This window comes from Burkholderia sp. ZZQ-2, assembly GCF_050768715.1.
In the GTDB taxonomy this organism is placed as follows: domain Bacteria; phylum Pseudomonadota; class Gammaproteobacteria; order Burkholderiales; family Burkholderiaceae; genus Burkholderia; species Burkholderia cepacia.
Window position 1 is genome coordinate 41,987 of sequence record NZ_LDVA01000363.1, and the last position, 21,636, is coordinate 63,622.

Here is a 21,636-nt window from a genome sequence, read left to right on the forward strand (position 1 = left end):
CGTTCGGCCGATGCGGTGCCCTGCTGGCGGCCGGGAATCGGCCGGCCACGCAAATCGAACGGCATCCCGAACGCGATCTCGCGGTATTCCGGCTACCTGCATCGGCCGCGCTTCGCGGACGCGCGTCGCTACGCTACTTCGGCTTGTCGCCCATCGGATTCCGCAACCGGGCCCGCTGTCGACGCGCGCACGAGTTGCACACGACGACGTCGCGATTCATCAGCGCCACGAGGGTTGGGTCACGCGCGTATCGCAATCGCCGCGCCCCCTGCGCGATCTGTCGATGCTCGTGCGTGTACTCGAGGCGGCCGAGCGCGGGAACGGACCGCGCACGTGGCGTTACCGGTCATGAGAGGAACCCCGGTTCGCCCGCGTCGAATGCCCGGGTTCGGCACCCGCCGGCGCGGAAGCGGCAGAAGCAGCCAGCGGCGCGTTCATGTACGCCGGGACAGCCTTCTTTCCCTGTCGGACGCCCGGCGGCGGCGCCGTCGGGCGCTGCTCCATGTCGGCCAGCATCTGGCCGCACGGCAATGAGCGACTGCGGCCCGGCTGCAGCAACGCGAGCAGACTGGCGAGCGGATTCAGCAAGCCCAGCCCGATCGCGGCACCGCCACGCGCGATCAGTGCGCCCGCCTTCACCCCGACGCGCGGTTGCTTGAAGGACCCGGTGACGTACAGCGGCGAGCGTAGCGATATCACCCGGAATCCCTTGGTGTGGGGATGGATCGTCAGGTTCATGGTCTCGTCCCGCAGGTTCACGTTGCCATCCATGCCGATCACCGCATCCTCGGTGTCGAGCGCGAATACGCGCGAGTCGAGCACGCCGTTGGTGACCACGAAGTCGGCCACACCGCAGTTGATCTTGACGTCGCGCGTGCCGAACAATTTCTCGTACACCACGTTTGCAACGTTCAGCCCTGCGGCTTCCATCAGCAAGAGACTCACCGTGCCGTCGGTCACCAATGTCTTCACTTCCCCGTTGGAAGTCGCGGCGAGTGCCGCCGGCGAATTGCCGGTGGCCGACAGCGCGGCATCGCCGTTGACCTCGCCGAGCGCCGTTTGCATCACCGGAAATGTCGGGAACAGTTGCTTGAGTTTCAGATGTCGCGCCTGCAGCGAGAATCGCCCCTTGAGCGGCATGCCGCTGCCGTCCAGGTGGATATTCGAAGCAAGCGTGCCCCCCGCGACGCCGAAGTTCAGCGGGTTGAGCGTCAGCACGCCGTCATGCAACACGACGTGGGTCGACAGGTCGGTGATCGGCAAGCTCGCGGTCTTGACGATGCGCCGCCCGGTCAATCGAACGTCGGCGTCGATCTTCTTCCAGCGGTCCGTGCGGAATGCCTCGACCGGCAATGCCTTGTTCGCGGGCTGCGCGACGGCGGCGCCCCGCCGCGCCTTGCTGGCATTCGTGTCGGCGCCGATGAGCGGAGCAAGGTCGGAAAACTGCAGCAGCCTCGACACCAGCGTACCGGACAAGAGCGGCCTCGGTTCGCGCGAAACGTACACCAACGAGCCGTTGATGTCGCTGCCGCCGACGCGTCCCGTGAAGTCCTCGTACTTGAAGACGTTGCCGGACGCCCGGAATTGGCCGACCAGTCGGCCGTCGGTCGCATACGGAGCGGTTTCGGGAAGGGTGATGCCCGTGACGTCATACAGCTTGGCCATGCTGGTGCCCGCGAGCCACAGTCGAAGATCGACCGCTGCCAGGTGAGCCGGATCGGTCAGCGTGCCGACGAGCGCCAGGTGCGTATCGCCAAAGCGCAAATCGGCTTGAACCGGAAACGGGTGTTGCGCGCCCTGCACCTCCAGCACATTGCCGATCTTGCCCGTGCCGGCGACCGCGCCCTTCTTGTAGGTCCCCTTGACGGTCCAGCCGATCGCGTACGTGCCGACGCCGGCAGATGCCGCGGGTGCTGCGGATGCTGCGCCCGTCGATGCGCTCGTTGTCGCCGAAGCCATTGCGCCCGACGCGGCCACTGCGGGCGCGCTCGATGCCATCGACGGGCCTGATGCAGCCGGGGCTATTGTGGTGCGAGATGTCGTCGCCGCGGCATGTGAAGCAGCGGCCAGCGCTTGCGACGCCGCGGCCGATGCGCGGGACGCCGCCTCGGCACCCGACGCAGGCACCGCCGGTTGCGCCGGGCCGGCGCGCGCCTGGGCCGCGAGCTTTTTCTGACCTGCCGGCCCGACGGTCCGCGCCGATTCGTGTTGCGCCAACGCCTCCTGCTGTTTCACCACCGCGCCGAACGGGATCGGCTGGCCAAGCGTGTCGACCACGGCGCTCAGATCGAATTGCTTTTGCTGATCGTAGTAGCCGAGACGACCCTGGGCAAACGCGATCTGATGCAGGTCGAGCGTCCATCGGCCCGGCTGCGCGGGGCTCTTGAGCTTGAGCGTCCAGTTGACTCGCCCGTCCCTGATGCGCTCGAGGTCGACGGACGGATTGACCAGGTCGATTGCCGGAATCACGATGCGGCGTGCCATCAGCGGCAGCGCCTCGACTTCGAAGCTGATCATGTCCAGCGCGACGAAATACTTCGTGCGCGCCCAATCGGGATTGGCGATCGTGACATCGCGTGCACTGAATCGCGGCCACGGCACCCATGCGCGCCAGCCTTGCTCGCTCACCGGCCGACGCCAATCGATACGCAAATCGCCGTTGATCGCGAACTGACGTCCGATCGCGTCCGACACCTTGTCATCGATCCACGGCCGGGCTCGATTCCAGTCGAACGTGACGATGAAGATGACCAGCGCGGCAAGCGCCAGGGTGACGATGACGGCAAGCCACGCGGCCACCTTGCCGACGGTGTGGCCAATGTGCATTGCTCCCTCCCCGAGTTTGCTGCACCGTATCCAGCAATTCGTGTTCCTGAATACGGGGGCTGCCCGCGAGGTAGCGTGCGTGCCTTCGAGATGGGGTTCGTACGACTTTTCAGGCATCGATCTTCGCAGTAATGTTCCGGATCGACTGCACTACCTGCCCTCGCAGCGTAACGCCGGCAAGCTCGTTGAGCGAGAGAAGCGGACGCCTGCTGCAGTGCTTCCTGCATCCGCGGGATGCGATCGGGAGGATCAATGGATCGTCGCCATTTCCTCAAGTCGTCGGCTTTTTTTACCATTGCGGCTGCCGCCGCTGCTGTCCCGTACGACGTTTCACCAGCGGGCCTGCCGGGCAGCACCGTGCGCAAAAAAACCAGTCAATTTCCGCAAGGTGTCGCAAGCGGCGATCCGCGCGATCGCTCCATCGTGTTCTGGACACGATGCGTGCCGGTACCGAGCGGCGACCAGCACGATGCAAGAAGTGCCGCGCGCGCGGTACCGCTACGGCTCGAAGTATCGACGCTGCCGGATTTCTCGACGCTCGTCGCCAGCGTACCGCTGAGGGCGCTGGCCATCTACGACTTCACCGTGCGCGCGAAGGTGACGGCACTCTCGCCGAAGACGACCTACCACTACAGGTTCGTCGCCGGCGGCGACGTCAGCATGACCGGTGTCGCGCGCACGGCACCGGAGGCCGGCGAGGCCAACGAACAGGTTCGCTTCGCGTGGCTCACCTGTCAGGACTGGAGCGTCAATCACTGGCAAGCGATGACGCTGATGGCCGCCGAACGCGATCTCGATTTCGTCGTGCACGTGGGTGACTATATCTATGAAACGGTCGGGACATCTCCCCCCGGCCAGGCCGAGCCGGCACATTCTCCGCTGCATCTGCCCGACGGCAAGCGGCTCGCGGACGGCCGCGCGTATGCCGATTCGCTCGACGACTACCGGACGCTCTATCGCACCTATCGTACCGATTCGCGCTTGCAGATACTGCACCAGCGCCTGCCGATGATCGCGATCTGGGACGACCACGAATTTTCCGACGATTGCTGGCAGGACCATCAGGTCTACACCAACGAGGAGCGACAGGAAACCCGGCGGCGCCGCAACGCCAGTCGCGCGTGGGCAGAGTACATGCCGGTGGATTGGGGCGACGTGCGCTTCGAGCCGGACGATCCGTCGTACACGAACATTCGCATCTACCGCGATTTTCGTTTCGGCATGCTGATGCATCTGGTGATGACGGACGAGCGGCTGTATCGCGACGACCATGTCGTGAGCGAAGCGGCGATCGCGCGCGCGCACGGGCACGACCCGGTGCACGGTGACGATGCAGCCGGCTCGCGCTACTTCGTCAAGCAGGATGGACTGCAACGCGACGAGGCGCGTCTTGCCCGGCAGTTGGGCCGCCCGCCGTCGCTGCTCGGTCCGGAACAGACGCAATGGTGGAAAGCCGCGATGAAGGACTCGCCGGCAACCTGGAAGGTATGGGGCAACGAGGTGATGTTGAACCGTCTGTGGTTCGTGATGCCGGGTGCACCCAAGACACCGGGAGCCCGCCTCGTGGTCGATTGCGACGCATGGGACGGTTATCCCGCGCACAAGCACGAACTGCTCGCCTACTTGAGGGAGCACGGGATCCATAACGTCGTCGCGATCACCGGAGACCTGCATGCATTTCAGTGCGGCGTCGTGCGGGACGATCCCGATCCCGCCACGGGGGTGCCGGTCATCGTCGATTTCGTCTGCGCCGGCATCAGCAGCATGTCGTTCTATTCCTACCTGAAGGCGGCATGGAACGGCACACCGCTCGCGTCCATCGCGGCGACGCCTGCCAGGCTCGACCGCTTCCTGATGGCGAACAACCCCGATCTGTGCCACGCCGACCACGACGCGCAGGGTTATGCGTCGGCCACGGTCACGCCGGACTCCTTTTCCGTCACGTTCAACAAGATGAAGCCGTTGAACCCGGACGGCACCGCGCCCGCGGATGCATTGCTTGGCCGCACGCGATTGACCGTGCCCAGGGATTCAGTCGAGGTACGCGTCGAGCACTTGTAGGTTCCGACGCGCCGCCGTTTCCCGGCAGCATTGCGCGTCCCCGGAAACTCGAACAAGCGGCCCTGTGCGGTCGTCCACAGGGCCGTTCCGCGCGGCGCGTCAGTGGAAATGTCCGCCGAAAAGCCCGAGCAACCCTATGATGATCAGGTACAGCGCAACGATGTAATTCAGCAAGCGCGGTACCACCAGAATGAGAATCCCGGCGATCAGCGAAACCAATGGGCTCCAGTTCGTGAATTCGTGCATGGCGCGGCCTCCTGACAGTGGATCGCGAAATCGGATGTGCGTCGGTGCGACGTTGATCCACGTAGCGGAGCGATTTCCATGCCTGACTCGACGCGTGCCGCGTCGAGCCTTCGAATCGGCGAGCCTTCTCTTCCGGAGCCGCGCAGATCGCTCAATCGGCGGGGGGCAGCTTCGCGGACAGGTCCGGAAAGTGGAGTTCGCCTTCGTAGGTCTCGGCACCGGCTGCGAGTATCGCCTTTACACGCGCCTGTATCGCTTCGTTGGCCACGCACAGATCGGCCTCGTGCGCTTCCACCAGCAAGCCTTCGGAGAAGGAAACGTCGGACCCCATGTCCACGGACCGCTTCAGGTGTGCAATCGTGGAGGGCGGGAACGTCGCGATGCGGCGCGCCAGCTTGTCCACGAACGGGCCCAGTTCCCTGGCCGGCAATGCACGATTGATATAGCCGTAGTGGTCGGCCAGCTCCGCGGAGAAGTCTTCCCCGGCCAGCAGTACCTCGAGGGCGCGGGCGCGTCCCATCCGCCGCGGCAGGCGCTGCGTATTGCCCCCGCCGGGGACGAGCCCGCACACGACCTCCGGCTGACCGAACACGGCTTCGCCGATCGCGGCGAAACACATGTCCGCGGCCAGCGCGATTTCGCAGCCGCCGCCGCGGGCGATCCCTTCGACCTTCGCGATGACGGCCTTGGGCATGTTGCGCAAGCGCTCGCCAAGCATCTGTGTCAGGCGGAAGGTGCGCGTATTCGAAGTCGTTTTCGGCGCCGAGCCGACACGATGCAGGCCCGAGTGGGCGATGAAGAACTTCGGCACGGCGCTCTGCAGGACAACGACACGTACGCTCGCATCCTGTTCCAGCAGCCGGGTCAGCGAGTCGAACTCCTCCGAGAGAACCTCGTCGAGCAGATTCAGCGGCGGATAGTCCAGGGTAACCGTGGCGACGCCGCTATCGCGGGTCACCCGGATATGTTTGTAGTCGGCATAGCTTCCGCCTCCCCCCTGCGATGGCGCGGACGGTTGGGGAGCAGCGCCCCCTTCCGAAGACGCGAGCAACACACCGGGCGCGAGTGTGGCGGCACCGATTGACTGGACGAAGGTACGTCGAGAGATAGTCGACATGGCAGACTCCTGGGTTGGTTTCATCTCGCCTCGGCAGAGCCGCGCCCGGCTCGCAATCCGCGGCGGCATCAAGTAACGCAGTTGCAATCCCCTGGCGCGGCGGTCCCCATGTCACTGCGCATGGCAATGACTGCGCCGGCAATCCGGCGTCGTTGAGCGGCATTCGTCAGTTCGAAAAAGCAAGCTTCGCCGACGTCATGATCCGCGTCCCGTCGGGGCCTTTGCAAGAATCCTCCCTAACTGGGGGGGCGCCCCGATCGACCTCGCGCGGCAGCGCGGAGCGGGTCGATCCTGCACGCCCTCCCCGAACAGGGGGCTGCCTTCGCGCCGGGCCATGGGTACTTTTGGCGGCATGGCCCCTTCGACACATGATCCGGCGCGCGTCTCCCTTCCTGGGCATCCGCCCGACTCATGCCTGTTGAAGTGCGTACCGGCACGCTGTCGCTGCAGGGTCGGCAGACCCTCGCGGCCGCGCTCCGACGACACCACGGAATGATCCGCCCCATCCATGAACAAAAGCCAATCATCCGGCGACAAGCCGGCGCCTGAGTCAGGCCGGCGTGTTTTCCTCAAACGCGTCGCCATCGTTCCCGCTGCCGTCGCGATAAGCGGGTGCCATTCGGGCGACGACGCATCGCCGGCACCGACGGCGACGCAAAATGCCGGCAGCGGCGTTCGGCTCGACACCTATCGTCCGGTGTTCTTCACGCCCGAAGAATGGCACTTCGTGCTCGCGGCGGTGGATCGCCTGATCCCGCACGACGACGAGGGGCCCGGTGCGCTCGACCTGAACGTTCCCGTCTTCATCGACCGGCAACTGGAAACCGGTTACGGCTACGCGGCGCACTGGTACATGCAGGGTCCGTTTCGCGCCGCCTCCCCGCTGTTCGGCTATCAGTCGAGGCTCACGCCGCGCGAGTTGTATCGGGCCGGCATCCAGGCGACGAACGCACGCTGCATGCACGAGTTCGCCGGCAAGCGCTTTGCCGAACTCCCCGTCGCGGAACAAACCGGCGTGCTCGCACGCCTGGAGTCCGGCGCGATGGCATTCGACGCGATCTCCTCGGCGGATTTCTTCGCGTTTCTGCTGGAGAACACCCGCGAAGGCTATCTGTCGGACCCGATACACGGCGGCAACAAGGAGATGGGCAGCTGGAAAATGATCGGCTTTCCCGGGGCCAGGGCTGACTTCCTCGACTGGGTCGGGACCGGCAAGCGCTACCCGTACGGGCCCGTCAGCATCGAAGGTCAACAGGGTTGAGACGCATATGCCGCAAATCACGAAGCCGGAAGTGGATGCCGTCCTCGTCGGGATGGGTTGGACAGGTTCGATCATGGGAATGGAGCTGACGGAGGCCGGCCTGACCGTAGTCGGCCTGGAGCGCGGCGCAAACCGCGATACGAGCCCCGAGTTCGCGTACCCCGCCATCGCCGACGAGCTCGCTTACATTCAGCGGCGCAAGCTGATGCAGAATCTTGCGCACGAGACGGTCACGATCCGGCATGCGCCGAACGAAGACGCGTTGCCCTACCGGCAGCTCGGCGCATTCCTGCTGGGTACCGGGGTAGGCGGCTCGGGCGTGCACTGGAACGGCACGACCTGGCGTGCCAACGCCGCCGACCTCAAGATCCGCTCGCACTACGTGCAGCGATATGGCGCCGGGTTCATCCCCGGCGACATGACGATCCAGGACTGGCCTTACTCACTGGACGAACTCGAACCGTACTTCGAGCGCCTCGAGGCCGTGATGGGCACGTCGGGCAAGGCAGGCAATCTGCGCGGCCGGATCGTCGACGGCGGGAATCCCTTCGAGGCCATGCGCCGGCGCGACTATCCGTGCCCGCCGCTCGCCGACAATTATCCGGCGACGCTGTTCCGGAACGCGGCGCGCGAAGCCGGCTTTCATCCCTTTCCGATTCCCGCGTCCAATGCGTCGATCGCCTATCAGAACCCGTACGGGATGCAGCTCGGCCCGTGCAACTTCTGCGGCTATTGCGAAGGCTTCGGCTGCTACATGTATGCGAAGGCATCGCCGCAAGCCTGCATCCTGCCCGCCTTGCTGGCCAAACCCAATTTCGAGTTGCGCGACCGATCCCATGTGACGCGTGTGCAGCTCGATTCGGACGGCAAGCGCGCGACCGGCGTGACCTATCTCGATGCGCAGGGCCGGGAAGTGTTTCAGCCGGCGCGCATCGTCGTGCTGTGCGCGTTCCAGATGCACAACGTGCGCCTGCTGCTGCTGTCCGGGATCGGCACGCCGTACGATCCGGTGAAGGGAACGGGAACCGTCGGCAGGAACTTCGCCTATCAGAAGAACAGCGCGGTCTCGCTGTTCTTCGACAAGGACGTCCACATCGATCCGTTCATCGGCGCCGGCTCCGGCGGCCAGGCATTCGACGACTTCAATGCGGACCACTTCGATCATTCCGCCGCGGGGTTCGTCGGCGGTGCCTATATCAGCGCGATGGTCACCGGCGGCCGCCCGATCGGACAGACCCTGCTGCCGGAAGGCACGCCCAAATGGGGCTCGGCGTGGAAGAAGGCGCTCAAGGACAACTACCTGCATTCGTTTTCCATCGGTACGGCGGGGTCGGTCATGTCTTACCGCACGAACTACCTGGATCTCGATCCGACCTATCGCGACGCATACGGCCTTCCGCTGCTGCGCATGACGTTCGACTGGCACGACAACGAGATGCGCATGACGCGCTTCGTCACCGGCAAGGCCGAGCAGGTCGCGCGCGCGATGAAGCCGAAATCGATGTCGGTCCACGCCGGGAAGATCGGCGATCACTTCGACATGCGGCCGTACCAGACCACGCATACGACGGGCGGCGCGGTCTGCGGGGATCGTCCGGACACGAGCGTCGTGAACAAGTACCTGCAATCGTGGGACGTCCACAACGTATTCGTGACGGGGGCCTGCGCGTTTCCGCAAAACTGGGCCTACAACCCGACAGGCATGGTCGGCGCGCAAGCGTATTTCTCGGCGCGCGCGATTCGCGAGCAGTACCTGAAGAATCCCGGTCCGCTGCTACCGACATAGGAAAGGCAATGGGTGAGCGATACAAGAAACTGGCCGGAATCTCATTCGGGCTGCTATGTACCTTCGTCACGCTGGCTGCGTGGTTGCCACCGGCCGACGCGAACGCGCAGGATGCCGGGCAGATCGCGCGCGGCGCCTATCTGGCGCGCGTCGGCGATTGCGTGGCATGCCACACGTCGCGCCGCGACCAGCCGTTTGCCGGCGGGCTGCCGATGGAAACCCCATTCGGTACGATCTATTCGACGAACATCACGCCCGATACCACGCACGGCATCGGCCGCTACAGCTACGACGATTTCGCGGCCGCGCTGCGCAAAGGCGTCGCGAGGGACGGGCACCTGCTCTACCCGGCCATGCCGTATCCGTCGTTCTCGAAGGTCAGCGACGCCGACACCCGTGCACTCTATGCGTACTTCATGCACGGCGTGCGCCCGATCGGCCAGCCGAACACCGAGACGCGGCTCCACTTTCCGTTCAACCTGCGCGTGCTGCTCGCGGGATGGAATCTTCTGTTCCGGCCCAGTGGCACGTATCGCGAGGATCCGACGCAAAGCGCGACGTGGAATCGTGGTGCCTATCTCGTGCAAGGGCTCGCGCATTGCGGCGCATGTCATACGCCTCACGGTCCGATGGGCCAGGAGAAGGCGCTGGACGCACGCGGGACGGACCTGTACCTGAGCGGCTACACGCTCGCGGGCTGGCATGCGCCCGACCTGCGCCCCGGCGACGGAAACGGTGCGGGCGAGCGCACACGGGACAGCATCGTTCAGCTTCTGCGCACCGGACGATCGCACGGCAGCGCCGCGTTCGGCGGGATGTCCGAAGTGGTGGAGAACAGCACGCAGTATTTCAGCGACGCCGATCTGGCCGCGGTGGCCGATTACCTCGTCAGCCTGGGCCCCGGTCGCGCAACGCGGACGTCGGCGGCACCTCCCGTCAAGTCCGATACGACCGCGGCGTTGCGCTCGGGCGTCACGCCGACGGGCGGCGCGTTGCTGTACCTCGACAACTGCAACGCGTGCCATCGCTCGGACGGCAGCGGCGCGATGAAGGCGTTTCCCGCGCTGGCGGGCAACGCGGTGGTCACGTCCGACGATCCGTCGTCGGTCATTCACGTGATTCTGACCGGCTCGCGGATGCCGTCGACCCGATCCGATCCGGCGCCGCTGGCCATGCCCGCATTCGGCTGGCGGCTGTCGGACATGCAGGTCGCCGAACTCGCGACGTTCGTCCGCGGCAGCTGGGGAAATCGTGCCGGCACGGTGAGCGCCTCCGACGTCGCGAAAGTCCGGCGGCAGGTCGATCCGGCGCAACTGAAGCGGATTCGGGCCGCCGTCACGAACGAAGTGACCGACGACGGTGCGCCCGGTTCGACCGGCAAATGACCTCGGGCGGCGGCCCGTATCACGCGGAGCCCATCGCCCGCACGCGATCGAAGAACTGCGCGGCACGGGCCTTCCACTTGTTTGACTCGATTATCGGAAAACCATCATGCGATTCATCAGCTTTGTCCGCGACGGCGCCACCGGCGTCGCTATCCGGTCCGGCGACGGCCGTTATCTCGGACTGACGCGTAGCGACCCGGACTTTCCCGGCGATCTCGACACCCTCGTTTCCGGCGGTCCTGCCGCGCTGGCGCAGGCCAGTGAACGCCTCCAGCTGGCCGGCCGGCCGCTGGACCTGGCCGATTGCACCCTGCTCCCGCCCGTGACGCGGCCGGCGAAGATCATCTGCGTCGGGCTCAACTATGTCGAGCACTCGCACGAGGCGGGCTACGAGGTTCCGTCGTATCCGACACTCTTCGCACGCTTTCGCAGCAGCCTGACCGCGCACGGCGCCGCGATACGCATGCCGACGGAATCGGATCAGCTCGACTACGAAGGCGAGCTGGCGGTGGTCATCGGGCGCAGCGGCCGGCGCATCGCGCGAAGCGATGCGTTGAACCATGTGGCCGGTTATACGGCTTTCAACGACGCGACCCTGCGGGACTATCAGTTCAAGACACCGCAATGGACGGTCGGAAAGAATTTCGACGAAACGGGCGCACTCGGCCCCGAGCTGGTGACCGTCGACGAATTGCCGGCGGGCGCGGCCGGTCTCAGGCTTCAGACCCGGCTCAACGGTGTCGTCGTGCAGGACGCCAATACGAACGACATGATCTTCGACATCGCTACGCTGATCGCCACCATCAGCGAAGTCATGACGCTCGAGCCCGGCGACGTCATCGCGACCGGCACGCCGTCGGGCATCGGCATGGCGCGCAATCCGCCGCGCTGGATGCGCGCCGGCGACGTGTGCGAGGTCGAGATTGAGAGAATCGGCGTACTCAGGAATACCGTCGTGCAATCGTGATCCGGTCGGGCCGGCGCAGCGCGCGCCGGCACGCGTTCAGCCAGGCTGCATGATCAGCGCATCGTTCGCGAGGATCATCGCGCCGGCGTTGGTGGGCCTCGGCCGCTCCGCCGGACGAAACACCGCGTCGCCGGGGAAGATCGGCACATGCGTCAGCACGCAGATGCCGCGGCGGGACGCGATGACGCGCCGCCAGCGCTGCTCGCCGAAATGCCGGACGCCGGGCTCGACCCAACGAACCACCAGCACGCTTCCGTCGCATTCCAGCACCGTCACCCGGGCACCCGCGAACTCGCGGGCGGAACCCACGCGCGGCCCGTCGTCCAGTCGTGAAATCGCATCAGGCATGTCCCGCTCGCAAGCCGGTGCGGTCGAGCCGTGGGCCCGGTCGACCGCGCGTGTTCAATCGGTCACGTGATCCTGACCAGCATCTTGCCGGTGTTGGTCCCGTTCATCAGCCCGATAAAGGCCTCCGGCGCGCGCGCGACACCGTCGACGATTGTCTCGTCATGCACGATCTGCCCGGCTCTCAACCACGCCGCCATTTCGTCGACGAACGCGTCGCGGTGCTGCCGATAGTCGTGCAGCAGGAAGCCCGTCAGCGTCAGGCTCCGATAGACGACGTTTTCCATGAACCGCGGCCCGGGCGACATGCCGACGCGGTCGTACTGCGAAATGGCGCCGCAGATCGCCGCCCGCCCGCCGTAATTGAAGGCCGACAAGGCCGCCTCGAGATGATCGCCGCCGACGTTGTCGAAATAGACGTCGATACCTGCCGGTGCCGCGGCCGCCAACTGCTCGAGCACAGGCGCGCGCCGGTAGTTGAACGCCGCATCGTATCCGTAGCGTTCGCGCATCACGGCAACTTTCTCGTCACTCCCTGCCGAGCCGATCACGTGCGCGGCGCCTTTCAGCCGCGCGATCTGCCCCGCGAGCGAGCCGACCGCGCCCGCCGCGGCCGACACGAATACGACTTCATCCTCGCGCATGCGTGCCACCACGAGCAGCCCGACATAAGCCGTCATCCCCGTTGCGCCCATGACGCCGAGGTGAACGCTGCTCGGCAAGTCGGGCAAGTCCGCGACGCGGGTGAATTCGACTGCGGCGCCCTGCGCGATGTCGCGCCAGCCGTAGCGGTGCAGCACGAGATCGCCGGGTGCGAACGTGCTCGACGCGCTGTCGGTCACGCGGCCGACCGCGGCGCCCGTCATCGTTTCATGCAGCTTGAACGGTTCGACATACGACGGCCGGTCGTCCATCCGGCCGCGCATGTACGGATCGACCGAAACGTATTCGTTGCGTACGCGAACCTCGCCGTCCGCCAACGCCGGAAGCGGCACCTCGACCGTCAGGAAATCGTCCGGGACCGGCTGACCGTTCGGCCGTCTCGCCAGTCGAATCTGCGTGCTGATCGTGGAGAACCTCACCGCCCCTCTCTCCTTGCAAGAACCCAGGGTGCCGGCCGGGCACGCCGCACGGATGCGGCGGCGTACCGCGCCTCATGCACCGGCGATTCGGACTTCGCTCACGTGCTCGACCGACGGCGGGCCCACGAAGAAGGGGCCGGCCAGCTCGCGCCAACGCTGAAAATCGGCTGTCTGGCGAAAGGCGTCGTGCAGCGCGACGCTTTCCCATTGCACCATCAGGCGGTAGCGCGACGGTTGCTCGATACCGCGATACAGGCGCAAGCCATGGCAACCGGGGGCGCGTTCGATGAGCGGCTTCGCCTCGGCGACCGCGCGCTCGAATCCCTGCTCTCGGTTTTCCTGGACCTCGATCTGGGCAATTTCAAAAATCATGGCGGGTTTCTCCGCGCAACGCGAACCGTCGCGCAGTGCAATTGACACGATGCCGGCATCGATCCCGGGCCGGACATTCCGGGTGGGCGGCGCGTGCATGCGTGCTGCCCTGCTGCCGGTTCGCGTGGACAGGCGAACGCGCCCCAATCGTCGACGGGTTCATGCGCGGTTCAGCACGACGTCCTGGCAGTTTTTTCAGCCGCGGTTGGATCGGCAGATGAGGTCGGTGTGGAACGATCGAGCCGTTTCATGCTGCGCGGCCTCGCTCCGGAATCGAACGACGTCACCGCACCCGCTCGATACGAACCGGCCTGCATCGTTTCGGCCCGTCGCGACGATGAGCCAACGATAGCGTTGTCCAGCCGACCGCTCTACCCCCAGTACGGGGGGGTGAAAAAAAGCCTCAGGAAGCACCGGCCCCCGAGGCTGACGGCAACCCGCTGCCATACATGCCGGACTAGCGAACCGACCGGCGTTCGTTCGAGCCGGTCACCGTTTGTCGCCGACGACCCGCTGCCATGCGGCGGCCTGTTCGTCGCGCACGAGCTGTTCGGCGGATTCGGGCCTGACCGTGCGATATGGCGGCGCCTCCGCCTCGATCACCGTGACGATGGCGTCGATCATTTCCGCGGGATCGTGTTGCCGATTCAGTTCGCGCGTCGGCCAATGGGCGACGACGCGCTCGCCTTGATCCCACCACTGATCCATGCTTTCCATGCCGGTATCGTTGAAGCCGGTGCGATAGGCACCCGGATTGATCGTGACGACTTCGACGCCGTAAGGCTGCAGTTCTTCCGCCATCGCGGAGCAGATGCCTTCGACGGCATGCTTCGACGCGGCGTAAGCGCCGTCGAACGGCACCTTGATCAATCCCGCGACCGACGACATCCAGACGATCCGGCCATGCCCGCGCGCGACCATCCTGCGCGCGAATCCCTGCGCGACCTCCAGCGCCGCAAAGACATTCGTTTCGAAGACCGAACGAAACACGGAGATCGGGATCTCCACGAGCGGGCCGGACTCCATGATGGCCGCGTTGTTCAGCAGGACATCGATCTCGTGCGTCAATGCGTGCGCACGATCGATTTCGTTCGTCACATCGAACTTGATGACCTGCATGTCCACGCCGCGCGCCTTGGCCTCCTGCCGCAGTGCCCAGACCTGCGGCCAGATCTGGCCGCACGCGATGACGCGATGCCCCCGCTCTGCCAGTGCGAACGCGACCCCTCGCCCGAATCCGGACCCCGCACCGGTTATCAACACCGTTCTGGTCATGCATCCTCCCGCTCGGTTCACGATGATTGCGCGCCCACCCGGACGGCGATCTTGCCGACTACGTTACGGCGTTTCCCGCAGCCAACGGCCCCCCCGAATGGGGAGGCGGTCCGCATCGACGACACGGTTCGGAAGCGGCCGCATGCCGTCAGTCGCAGCAACGCCCGACTCCGGCGAACGCCTTATGACACGGCCCTTGCGGGGAACGGATACCCCGTTCGCCGTGGCCATGCGCGCCGCATCAACCGCAAACGGGACCGATCGGAAAGCGCGAAATCGCGCCGCGCCCTCGCTAGACGACTGGTCTACTCAGTCGTATGATCCGCGTCACGGTTCGACCGCCCTGTCGACCCTCGCATTCATGCGATGCATGGCGCAACCCGGCGCACCCCCGCAGGTCATGCCCTGTGACGTTGCCCGCAAGCGTCCACGCTATAGACGACTGGTCTACTTTGTTCGTGCGTCGTGCCGTCGTGGCACGTCGTCCCGCGCATCCCGACCGTCACGCGAACAACCCGCCGCCGCCGGCACGATCCGGGCGGCGAAACCGTTACACAGAGGTCACCCATGCCGCATTCCCCATCCGTCAATCGCCGGGTCGTCCTGGCCAGCCGCCCAATCGGTGCGCCGGCAGCGCACGACTTCCGGCTCGAAACCACGGCGGTGCCAACGCCCGCCGACGGCGAAGTCCTCCTGCAGACGCTTTACCTGTCGCTCGATCCCTACATGCGGTGGCGCATGAGCGACGCGCCGTCCTACGCGCCGCCGGTTGCGCTCGGCGACACGATGGTGGGCGGCACCGTCAGCCGCGTCGTCGCGTCGAAGCATCCCGCGTTCGCGGTGGGCGAGCTGGTGCTGGGCGACAGCGGCTGGCAGGACTACGCGCTCTCCGACGGCACCGACCTCATGCCGCTCGGCACGGACCTCGAGCGCCCGTCCCATGCGCTAGGCGTGCTTGGCATGCCGGGCTTCACCGCCTATACGGGCCTGCTGAAGATCGGGCAACCGAAGCCGGGCGAAACGGTCGTGGTCGCGGCGGCGAGCGGCGCGGTGGGCGCCGTCGTCGGCCAGATCGCGAAGCTCAAGGGCTGCCGCGTCGTCGGCATTGCGGGAGACGCGGAGAAATGCCGGTACGTCACCGAGACGCTCGGCTTCGACGTGTGCATCGACCGGCGGGCCCCCGATCTTGCACGGCAACTCGCGCAAGCCTGCCCCGACGGCATCGACATCTACTTCGAGAACGTCGGCGGCGCGATTTTCGACGCCGTGCTGCCGCTCCTCAACGTCGGCGCACGCGTGCCGCTCTGCGGCCTGATCTCGCAATACAACGACAGCGAACCGGCGCCCGGTCCCGACCGGCTGCCGCGCCTGACCGACACGCTCCTGAAGAAACGGATCCGCATGGAGGGCTTCATCATCCTCGACCACTATGCGACCGGCTATCAGGCGTTCCTGGCCGAAATGGGCCGTTGGGTCGAGGCCGGCGAGATCACGCCGCGCGAAGACGTCACCGACGGCCTCGAACGCGCGCCGGAAGCGCTCATCGGCCTGCTGGCAGGAAAGAACTTCGGCAAGGTGGTCGTGCGCGTCGCCGAAGTCGCTGCATGAAGCGAATTCGCGCATCCATCATTCATCTCCATCCCCAGACATCATGAAACTTCTGTTCGTCCTGACTTCCCACGACACCCTCGGTTCGACCGGCGAGAAAACCGGCTTCTGGCTCGAGGAATTCGCGGCTCCCTACTACACGCTGAAAGACGCGGGCGCCGACATCACGCTGGCGTCGCCGGCCGGCGGCCAGCCGCCGCTCGATCCGAAAAGCGCGGACCCCGCGTTCCAGACCGACGCCACGCGCCGCTTCGAAGCCGATCCGGACGCGCGCGCCGCGCTCGCGGCCACGCAAAAACTGTCGGAGGTCGCGGTCGACGCGTTCGACGCGGTGTTCTATCCGGGCGGCCACGGCCCCCTCTGGGATCTCGCCGAAGACGCACGGTCGGTCTCGCTGATCGAGCAGGCCATCGCCCTGGGCAAGCCGGTCGCAACCGTCTGCCACGCACCGGGTGTGCTGCGCCATGCGAAGGGGCCGGACGGCAAGCCGCTCGTCGCCGGCAGAAACGTCACCGGCTTCTCGAATTCGGAAGAGGATGCCGTCGGGTTGACGAACGTCGTGCCGTTTCTCGTCGAGGACGAACTCAAGTCGAAGGGTGGTCGTTATTCGAAGACCGATGACTGGCAACCGTACGTGGTCGTCGACGGCCTGTTGATCACCGGCCAGAATCCGGCGTCGTCCGAACCGGCCGCCCACGCGCTGTTGAAACTGCTGACGCGCGCCTGACCCGCGGAGCGCCCCCCGCACCGGCGGCGAACATCCGGTTCGCCGCCGGCTCGCACACGAACGACACGCGCGGGAACACGGCCGTCGCGCGATCACATCGATCCTGATCCCGAAAAAGCGTTTAACACCACGCGCAATACTCGAACGCACTTCCGGAAAATACAATCACGGTCGTCCTGTCGCCGCACGCCTGCATCGCGCACCACATCCATCATGTCTTCGCCGCCCTCCAGATTCACGTCATCTATTTCGGATACCCAAACAGGCATCGTCGATGCGGCCCGTCATTGGGCCGGCACGAGCGGCGTCACCTGGCTGTACATCTTCAAGACCCTGCTCGCCGCGCTGCTGGCGCTCGGCGTGGCGATGAAGCTCGAACTCCCGATGCCGCGCACGGCGATGACGACGGTCTTCGTGCTGATGCAGCCGCAAAGCGGCATGGTGCTCGCCAAAAGCCTGTACCGGATCTGCGGCACGATCGTGGGCCTGCTGGCCATGCTGGTGCTGATCGGCCTGTTCGGTCAGGTACCCGAACTCTTCCTCGGCGCCACTGCGCTCTGGATCGGCATGTGCACCGCAGGTGCCGCGCGAAACCGCAACTTCCGGACCTATGGATTCGTGCTCGCCGGCTACACGGCCGCGCTCATCGGCATCCCGTCATGGCAGCATCCGGACGCGGCCTTTCTTTCTGCGATGACGCGTGTGACGGAGGTGACGATCGGCATCCTGAGTTCGGGTGCAGTCAGCGCGCTCGTCTTTCCACAGCATGTCAGCGAACAGATCAGCCGCGTGAACCGCACGCGGTTCACCGCGTTCGCGGACGACGTGCTGTCGATTCTGTCCGGCCGGATCGACCGGTCGTTTCTCGAGGCGCTGAGCGTGCGCATCGTCGACGAGACCGTGAGCGCCGAAGCCGCGCGCAGCGCAGCGGTGTTCGAAGGCCCCGACACGCGCTTGCGAAACGGCCGCCTGACGCGGCTCAATGCGGAGCGCATGGCAGCGTCGACGCGGCTGCACGCATTGAGTCAGCTGATCGCCCGGCTGCGTGTCGCGCGAGCCGATGAGGTGCTGACGGAGATCGACGCACTGATGGCCGGTATCGCAGAGCCGCTCCGACTCATACGGCAGGACGCGATGCACGCCGACGATATCGACGCGTTCGCCGCGTCGCTGGCCGCCACGCTCGAGCACTGCCGCACGGCGCTGCCCGGCCGCGCGCAGTCGGCGCGAAACCGGCTCGGCAGCGGCGCGACCTCGCTCGATTTCGACACGGCGGTCGACCTGCTCGACCGGTTCCTGGGCAGCTATGTCGCCTATGCGAGCACCTATCTGTCGCTGAACACCACCGCACACGAGCGCGAACAGTGGGTGACGCCCTACGAGCCGCGCACCAATCCGCTCATCGCGGCAGTCGCCGGCGTCCGCGCGATGCTGCTGACGCTCGTGCTCAGCGCGTTCTGGATCGCGACCGCGTGGCCGTCGGGCGCCCTGCTCGTGCTGAACGGCGGTGCCATCTGCGCGCTGGTCGCTTCCTCCGCGCACCCGTCTCGCACCGCGTTCCAGATGGCGATCGGCACCGCGTTCGCGTCCGTCGTCGGGCTGATCGTCATGTTCGTCGTGTATCCGGTCATCGACGGCTTCCCGCTGCTCTGCGTGGTACTCGCCGCGCCGCTCGCATTGGGATGCTGGATGACGACGCGCGCGTCGCTGGCCGGGTACGGCATCGGCTACTGCATCTATTTCTGCTTTCTGACCGGCCCCGACAATGTCGTCGCCTACGATCCGACGTCCTTCATGAACGACGCGATCGCGCTGGTCCTGTCCATGCTGATGGCGTCCGTCGCGTTCGAGCTGTTCCTGCCGCCGACGATGCGCGGGTTGCGCCGGCATCTGCTGGCCGACCTGCGCAGGCAGGTCGTGTTCGCATGCACCGATTCGGTCGCAACGCTGCGCACGCGCTTCGAAAGCCGCACGCGCGACCTCATGTATCAGGTCCGGTCAATATCGCGTGACGACCCGGTGGCAAACGGCGAGTCCGTCGAATGGTTTCTGTCCGTCCTCGAGATCGGCTCGGCCGTCGCGGACCTGCGCGACGCAACGGCCATCGAGGCGGCACGAACCGCGCCGGACGCCGCACCGGCCTGGCTCGACGATTGCGCATCCGCGTGCCGCGCGATCCGGCTGCTGTTCGAGGCGCCGACACCGAAGGCCAGCGCTGCTGCCACGCATGCGGTACAGGTTGCAATCGCCACGCTGCAACGGACGATGCAGACCGCCGATGCGGCAGGCCCGTCCGCGCCCCGCCTTCAGACGGTGCTCGGCAGCCTGCACTTCATTCACAGCGCGCTCGCCGCACCCGACTCGCCGCTCTCCGCTTTCCGCCCCCACTGACCACGCGCCGGCACCCGGCCGCGCACACCGGCTCGTTCACCGGCGCGCGGCGGGCGACGCGGTTCACTCCGGTCAATGCTCGACGGCCCGTTCCGCACCGAGCCCGGTCTGGGCGCGCACGAACTGGGCGTCGAACGCATGCCGCTCCGAGTCGGCCTTCGAACTGCGATCGAGTGTCGACATCACGTAGCTCGCCAGGAACGCCAGCGGCATCGTAAACAGCGCCGGATGATCGTACGGGAACACGGCAGCCGGATGCCCGAGCACCGACTTCCACACCGCCGGCGACAGAATGACCAGCGAGACCGACGATACGAGCCCGACGACGCCGCCGCAGACGGCCCCGCGGCTCGTCAGCCCCTTCCAGTACATCGAAAGCACGAGCGGCGGAAAATTCGCCGAAGCGGCAACGTTGAACGCCAGTGCCACGAGAAAGGCGAGGTTCTGCCCTTTGAACAGCAGGCCGAGCACGACGGCCACGGCGCCGATCGCCAGCGTCGTCCACCGCGTGACGCGGATTTCATCGGCCCCGCTCGCCCGGCCCTTGCGCAACACGCCCGCATAGAGGTCGTGCGATACGGCCGACGCACCCGCCAGCACCAGGCCCGACACCACGGCCAGGATGGTGGCGAACGTCACCGCCGCGAGGAAACCGAGGAACAGGCTGCCGCCCGTCGCGTCGGCGAGATGCATCGCCACCATGTTGCTCCCGCCGCGCAGCACGCCGCCCACGCGTCCGCCCTCGAAGAACTGCGGATCGGTGCCGACGATCACGACGCTCGCGAGACCGATGACGAACATCGCAATGAACATGAAGCCGATGCACGTGCTCGCCACGAACACGCTCTTCCGGGCTTCCCGTGCATTCGGAACGGTAAAGAAGCGCATCAGCACGTGCGGCAACCCGGAGAGCCCGAACACCGTTGCGAGCGACATCGAGACGGCCGAGACGGGGTCCGAGAACAGGCGGCCCGGCTCCATCAGCGCGTTCCCCGCGTGGTGTACCGAGATCGCCGACCGCGCAAGCCGTTCGAAGCTGAAACCGAAGTGACCGAGCGCCAACAGCGTCAGCAACGTGCCGCCGAACATCAGCAGGACGGCCTTGATGATCTGAACCCACGTCGTCGCGATCATCCCGCCGAACGTCACGTAGACGATCATGAGACACCCGACGCCGATGACCGCATAGTTGTAGTCGATGCCGAACAGCAGCTGAACGAGTTCCCCCGCGCCGACCATCTGGACGATGAGATAGAAGAACACGACCGTCAACGAACTGACCACGCCCATCCAGCGCGTGCTGACCGGATCGAGCCGGTAGGCGATGATGTCGACGAACGTGAACCGGCCGAGATTGCGCAGTCGTTCGGCCATGAGGAACAGCATCACCGGCCATCCGACGAAGAAGCCGACGACATAAAGCAGGCCATCGTAACCCTTCGCGTAGACGAGACTCACGACGCCGAGCAACGTCGCGGCGGACATGTAGTCGCCGGCGACCGCAAGGCCGTTCTGAAGCCCGCTGATTCCGCCGCCGGCGGTGAGGAAGTCGTTGACCGTCCTGGTACGGCGCGCCGCCCAGTACGTGATGCCAAGCGTCATGCAGACGAACACCATGAACATCGCGATGGCGGCCGGATTGAGCGGCTGACGCTGCCCCGCCTCCACGGCGGGGCCGGCCCACGCAAGGCCGCCCGGCGCGGCGGCAAGCGCGCATGCCGCGGTCGAAACGCGGGCGATCGGTTTCATTGCCCCACCTCGCCCAGCAATTCGCCGGTCAGACGTTCGAACCGGTCATTCGCGACGCGGACATACAGCCACGTCAGCCCCCATCCCGCAACGATCACGGCGATCGCGAAGATCACGCCGACGGTCGTGACACTGCCAGCCCACGCGGCGCTGCGCAACAGGTCGGGCCGCAACGCGACCAGCGCAATCAAGCCGAAATACGCGCCCAGCACGACGACCATCGACACCCGGCCCAGGCGTGCGCGTTCGTCGACCAGCTCTCGAAACTTCGCGTGCTCCCGGATACGTGAAACTGCGCTTGCATTCAACGTCATTTGTCTCCTCCATCGCCAGTTTTGAGAATCGGGATCGCTTGTGTATCCGTCATCCCGTCAATCGATTCGTCATCCGTAAGATATGGTTCGCTTCCTTGCCCGTCCGGCCTTCGCTGCGCGATCG

General features: G+C 65.9%; 17 protein-coding genes. 8 read left to right on the forward strand and 9 right to left on the reverse strand.

The annotated features are described in order from the left end of the window. Positions 1 to 339: 339 nt before the first annotated feature. Positions 340 to 2,826: an AsmA family protein gene (locus tag ABY44_RS36700; protein WP_060172767.1), complete on the reverse strand. Its 2,487-nt coding sequence runs from the start codon at positions 2,824 to 2,826 to the stop codon at positions 340 to 342. A 252-nt stretch (positions 2,827 to 3,078) separates the two neighbouring features. Here ABY44_RS36700 and ABY44_RS36705 point away from each other — a divergent pair, with 252 nt between their 5' ends. Then, on the forward strand, positions 3,079 to 4,887 hold the full coding sequence (locus ABY44_RS36705) for an alkaline phosphatase D family protein (protein WP_060172766.1): 1,809 nt from the start codon (positions 3,079 to 3,081) through the stop codon (positions 4,885 to 4,887). 99 nt (positions 4,888 to 4,986) lie between these two features. Here the strand turns inward: ABY44_RS36705 and ABY44_RS36710 are convergent, their stop codons facing one another. Next, a complete protein-coding gene (locus tag ABY44_RS36710) occupies positions 4,987 to 5,133 on the reverse strand; it encodes a DUF3096 domain-containing protein (protein ID WP_021157720.1) in 147 nt (48 codons plus the stop codon). A 151-nt stretch (positions 5,134 to 5,284) separates the two neighbouring features. Beyond that, positions 5,285 to 6,250 (reverse strand): enoyl-CoA hydratase/isomerase family protein, encoded by a 966-nt coding sequence (locus ABY44_RS36715; RefSeq protein WP_060082737.1) that lies wholly within the window; start codon positions 6,248 to 6,250, stop codon positions 5,285 to 5,287. A 508-nt stretch (positions 6,251 to 6,758) separates the two neighbouring features. Between ABY44_RS36715 and ABY44_RS36720 the strand changes: the two genes are divergently transcribed. The 4 genes from ABY44_RS36720 to ABY44_RS36735 all read left to right on the forward strand — a co-directional run bounded on the left by ABY44_RS36720 (position 6,759) and on the right by ABY44_RS36735 (position 11,649). Next, a complete protein-coding gene (locus ABY44_RS36720; protein WP_060172765.1) occupies positions 6,759 to 7,511 on the forward strand; it encodes a gluconate 2-dehydrogenase subunit 3 family protein in 753 nt (250 codons plus the stop codon). Positions 7,512 to 7,518: 7 nt separating this feature from the next. After that, entirely contained in the window at positions 7,519 to 9,297 is a 1,779-nt protein-coding gene (locus tag ABY44_RS36725; protein ID WP_060172764.1) for a GMC family oxidoreductase, read from the forward strand. An 8-nt stretch (positions 9,298 to 9,305) separates the two neighbouring features. After that, positions 9,306 to 10,682: a c-type cytochrome gene (locus ABY44_RS36730; RefSeq protein ID WP_060172763.1), complete on the forward strand. Its 1,377-nt coding sequence runs from the start codon at positions 9,306 to 9,308 to the stop codon at positions 10,680 to 10,682. Positions 10,683 to 10,788: 106 nt separating this feature from the next. Next, positions 10,789 to 11,649 (forward strand): fumarylacetoacetate hydrolase family protein, encoded by an 861-nt coding sequence (locus tag ABY44_RS36735; RefSeq protein WP_060172762.1) that lies wholly within the window; start codon positions 10,789 to 10,791, stop codon positions 11,647 to 11,649. Between the two features lie 36 nt (positions 11,650 to 11,685). Here ABY44_RS36735 and ABY44_RS36740 read toward each other — a convergent pair whose 3' ends face one another. The 4 genes from ABY44_RS36740 to ABY44_RS36755 all read right to left on the reverse strand — a co-directional run bounded on the left by ABY44_RS36740 (position 11,686) and on the right by ABY44_RS36755 (position 14,723). After that, a complete protein-coding gene (locus ABY44_RS36740; protein WP_081072764.1) occupies positions 11,686 to 11,997 on the reverse strand; it encodes a DUF3331 domain-containing protein in 312 nt (103 codons plus the stop codon). Positions 11,998 to 12,059: 62 nt separating this feature from the next. Next, positions 12,060 to 13,076 (reverse strand): NADP-dependent oxidoreductase, encoded by a 1,017-nt coding sequence (locus ABY44_RS36745; RefSeq protein ID WP_060172761.1) that lies wholly within the window; start codon positions 13,074 to 13,076, stop codon positions 12,060 to 12,062. Between the two features lie 72 nt (positions 13,077 to 13,148). Next, entirely contained in the window at positions 13,149 to 13,547 is a 399-nt protein-coding gene (locus ABY44_RS36750) for an antibiotic biosynthesis monooxygenase family protein (RefSeq protein ID WP_414143095.1), read from the reverse strand. A 390-nt stretch (positions 13,548 to 13,937) separates the two neighbouring features. Next, the gene (locus ABY44_RS36755; RefSeq protein ID WP_060172760.1) at positions 13,938 to 14,723 is read right to left on the reverse strand and encodes an SDR family oxidoreductase; all 786 of its coding nucleotides are present in this window, start codon (positions 14,721 to 14,723) and stop codon (positions 13,938 to 13,940) included. A 567-nt stretch (positions 14,724 to 15,290) separates the two neighbouring features. Between ABY44_RS36755 and ABY44_RS36760 the strand changes: the two genes are divergently transcribed. The 3 genes from ABY44_RS36760 to ABY44_RS36770 all read left to right on the forward strand — a co-directional run bounded on the left by ABY44_RS36760 (position 15,291) and on the right by ABY44_RS36770 (position 19,449). Further along, positions 15,291 to 16,331: an NADP-dependent oxidoreductase gene (locus ABY44_RS36760; RefSeq protein WP_060172759.1), complete on the forward strand. Its 1,041-nt coding sequence runs from the start codon at positions 15,291 to 15,293 to the stop codon at positions 16,329 to 16,331. Positions 16,332 to 16,374: 43 nt separating this feature from the next. Continuing rightward, positions 16,375 to 17,058, forward strand: coding sequence for a type 1 glutamine amidotransferase domain-containing protein (locus tag ABY44_RS36765; RefSeq protein ID WP_059696898.1), 684 nt, complete (start codon positions 16,375 to 16,377; stop codon positions 17,056 to 17,058). A 213-nt stretch (positions 17,059 to 17,271) separates the two neighbouring features. Then, a complete protein-coding gene (locus ABY44_RS36770) occupies positions 17,272 to 19,449 on the forward strand; it encodes an FUSC family protein (RefSeq protein WP_060172758.1) in 2,178 nt (725 codons plus the stop codon). 72 nt (positions 19,450 to 19,521) lie between these two features. Here ABY44_RS36770 and actP read toward each other — a convergent pair whose 3' ends face one another. Both actP and ABY44_RS36780 read right to left on the reverse strand, forming a co-directional pair. Beyond that, complete coding sequence (gene actP, locus ABY44_RS36775) at positions 19,522 to 21,198, reverse strand: cation/acetate symporter ActP (protein WP_081072763.1); 1,677 nt, start codon at positions 21,196 to 21,198, stop codon at positions 19,522 to 19,524. Next, positions 21,195 to 21,512, reverse strand: a complete 318-nt coding sequence (locus ABY44_RS36780) for a DUF485 domain-containing protein (RefSeq protein WP_060172757.1) — start codon at positions 21,510 to 21,512, stop codon at positions 21,195 to 21,197. The genes actP and ABY44_RS36780 overlap by 4 nt, the downstream gene beginning before the upstream one ends. Between the last annotated feature and the right edge of the window lie 124 nt (positions 21,513 to 21,636).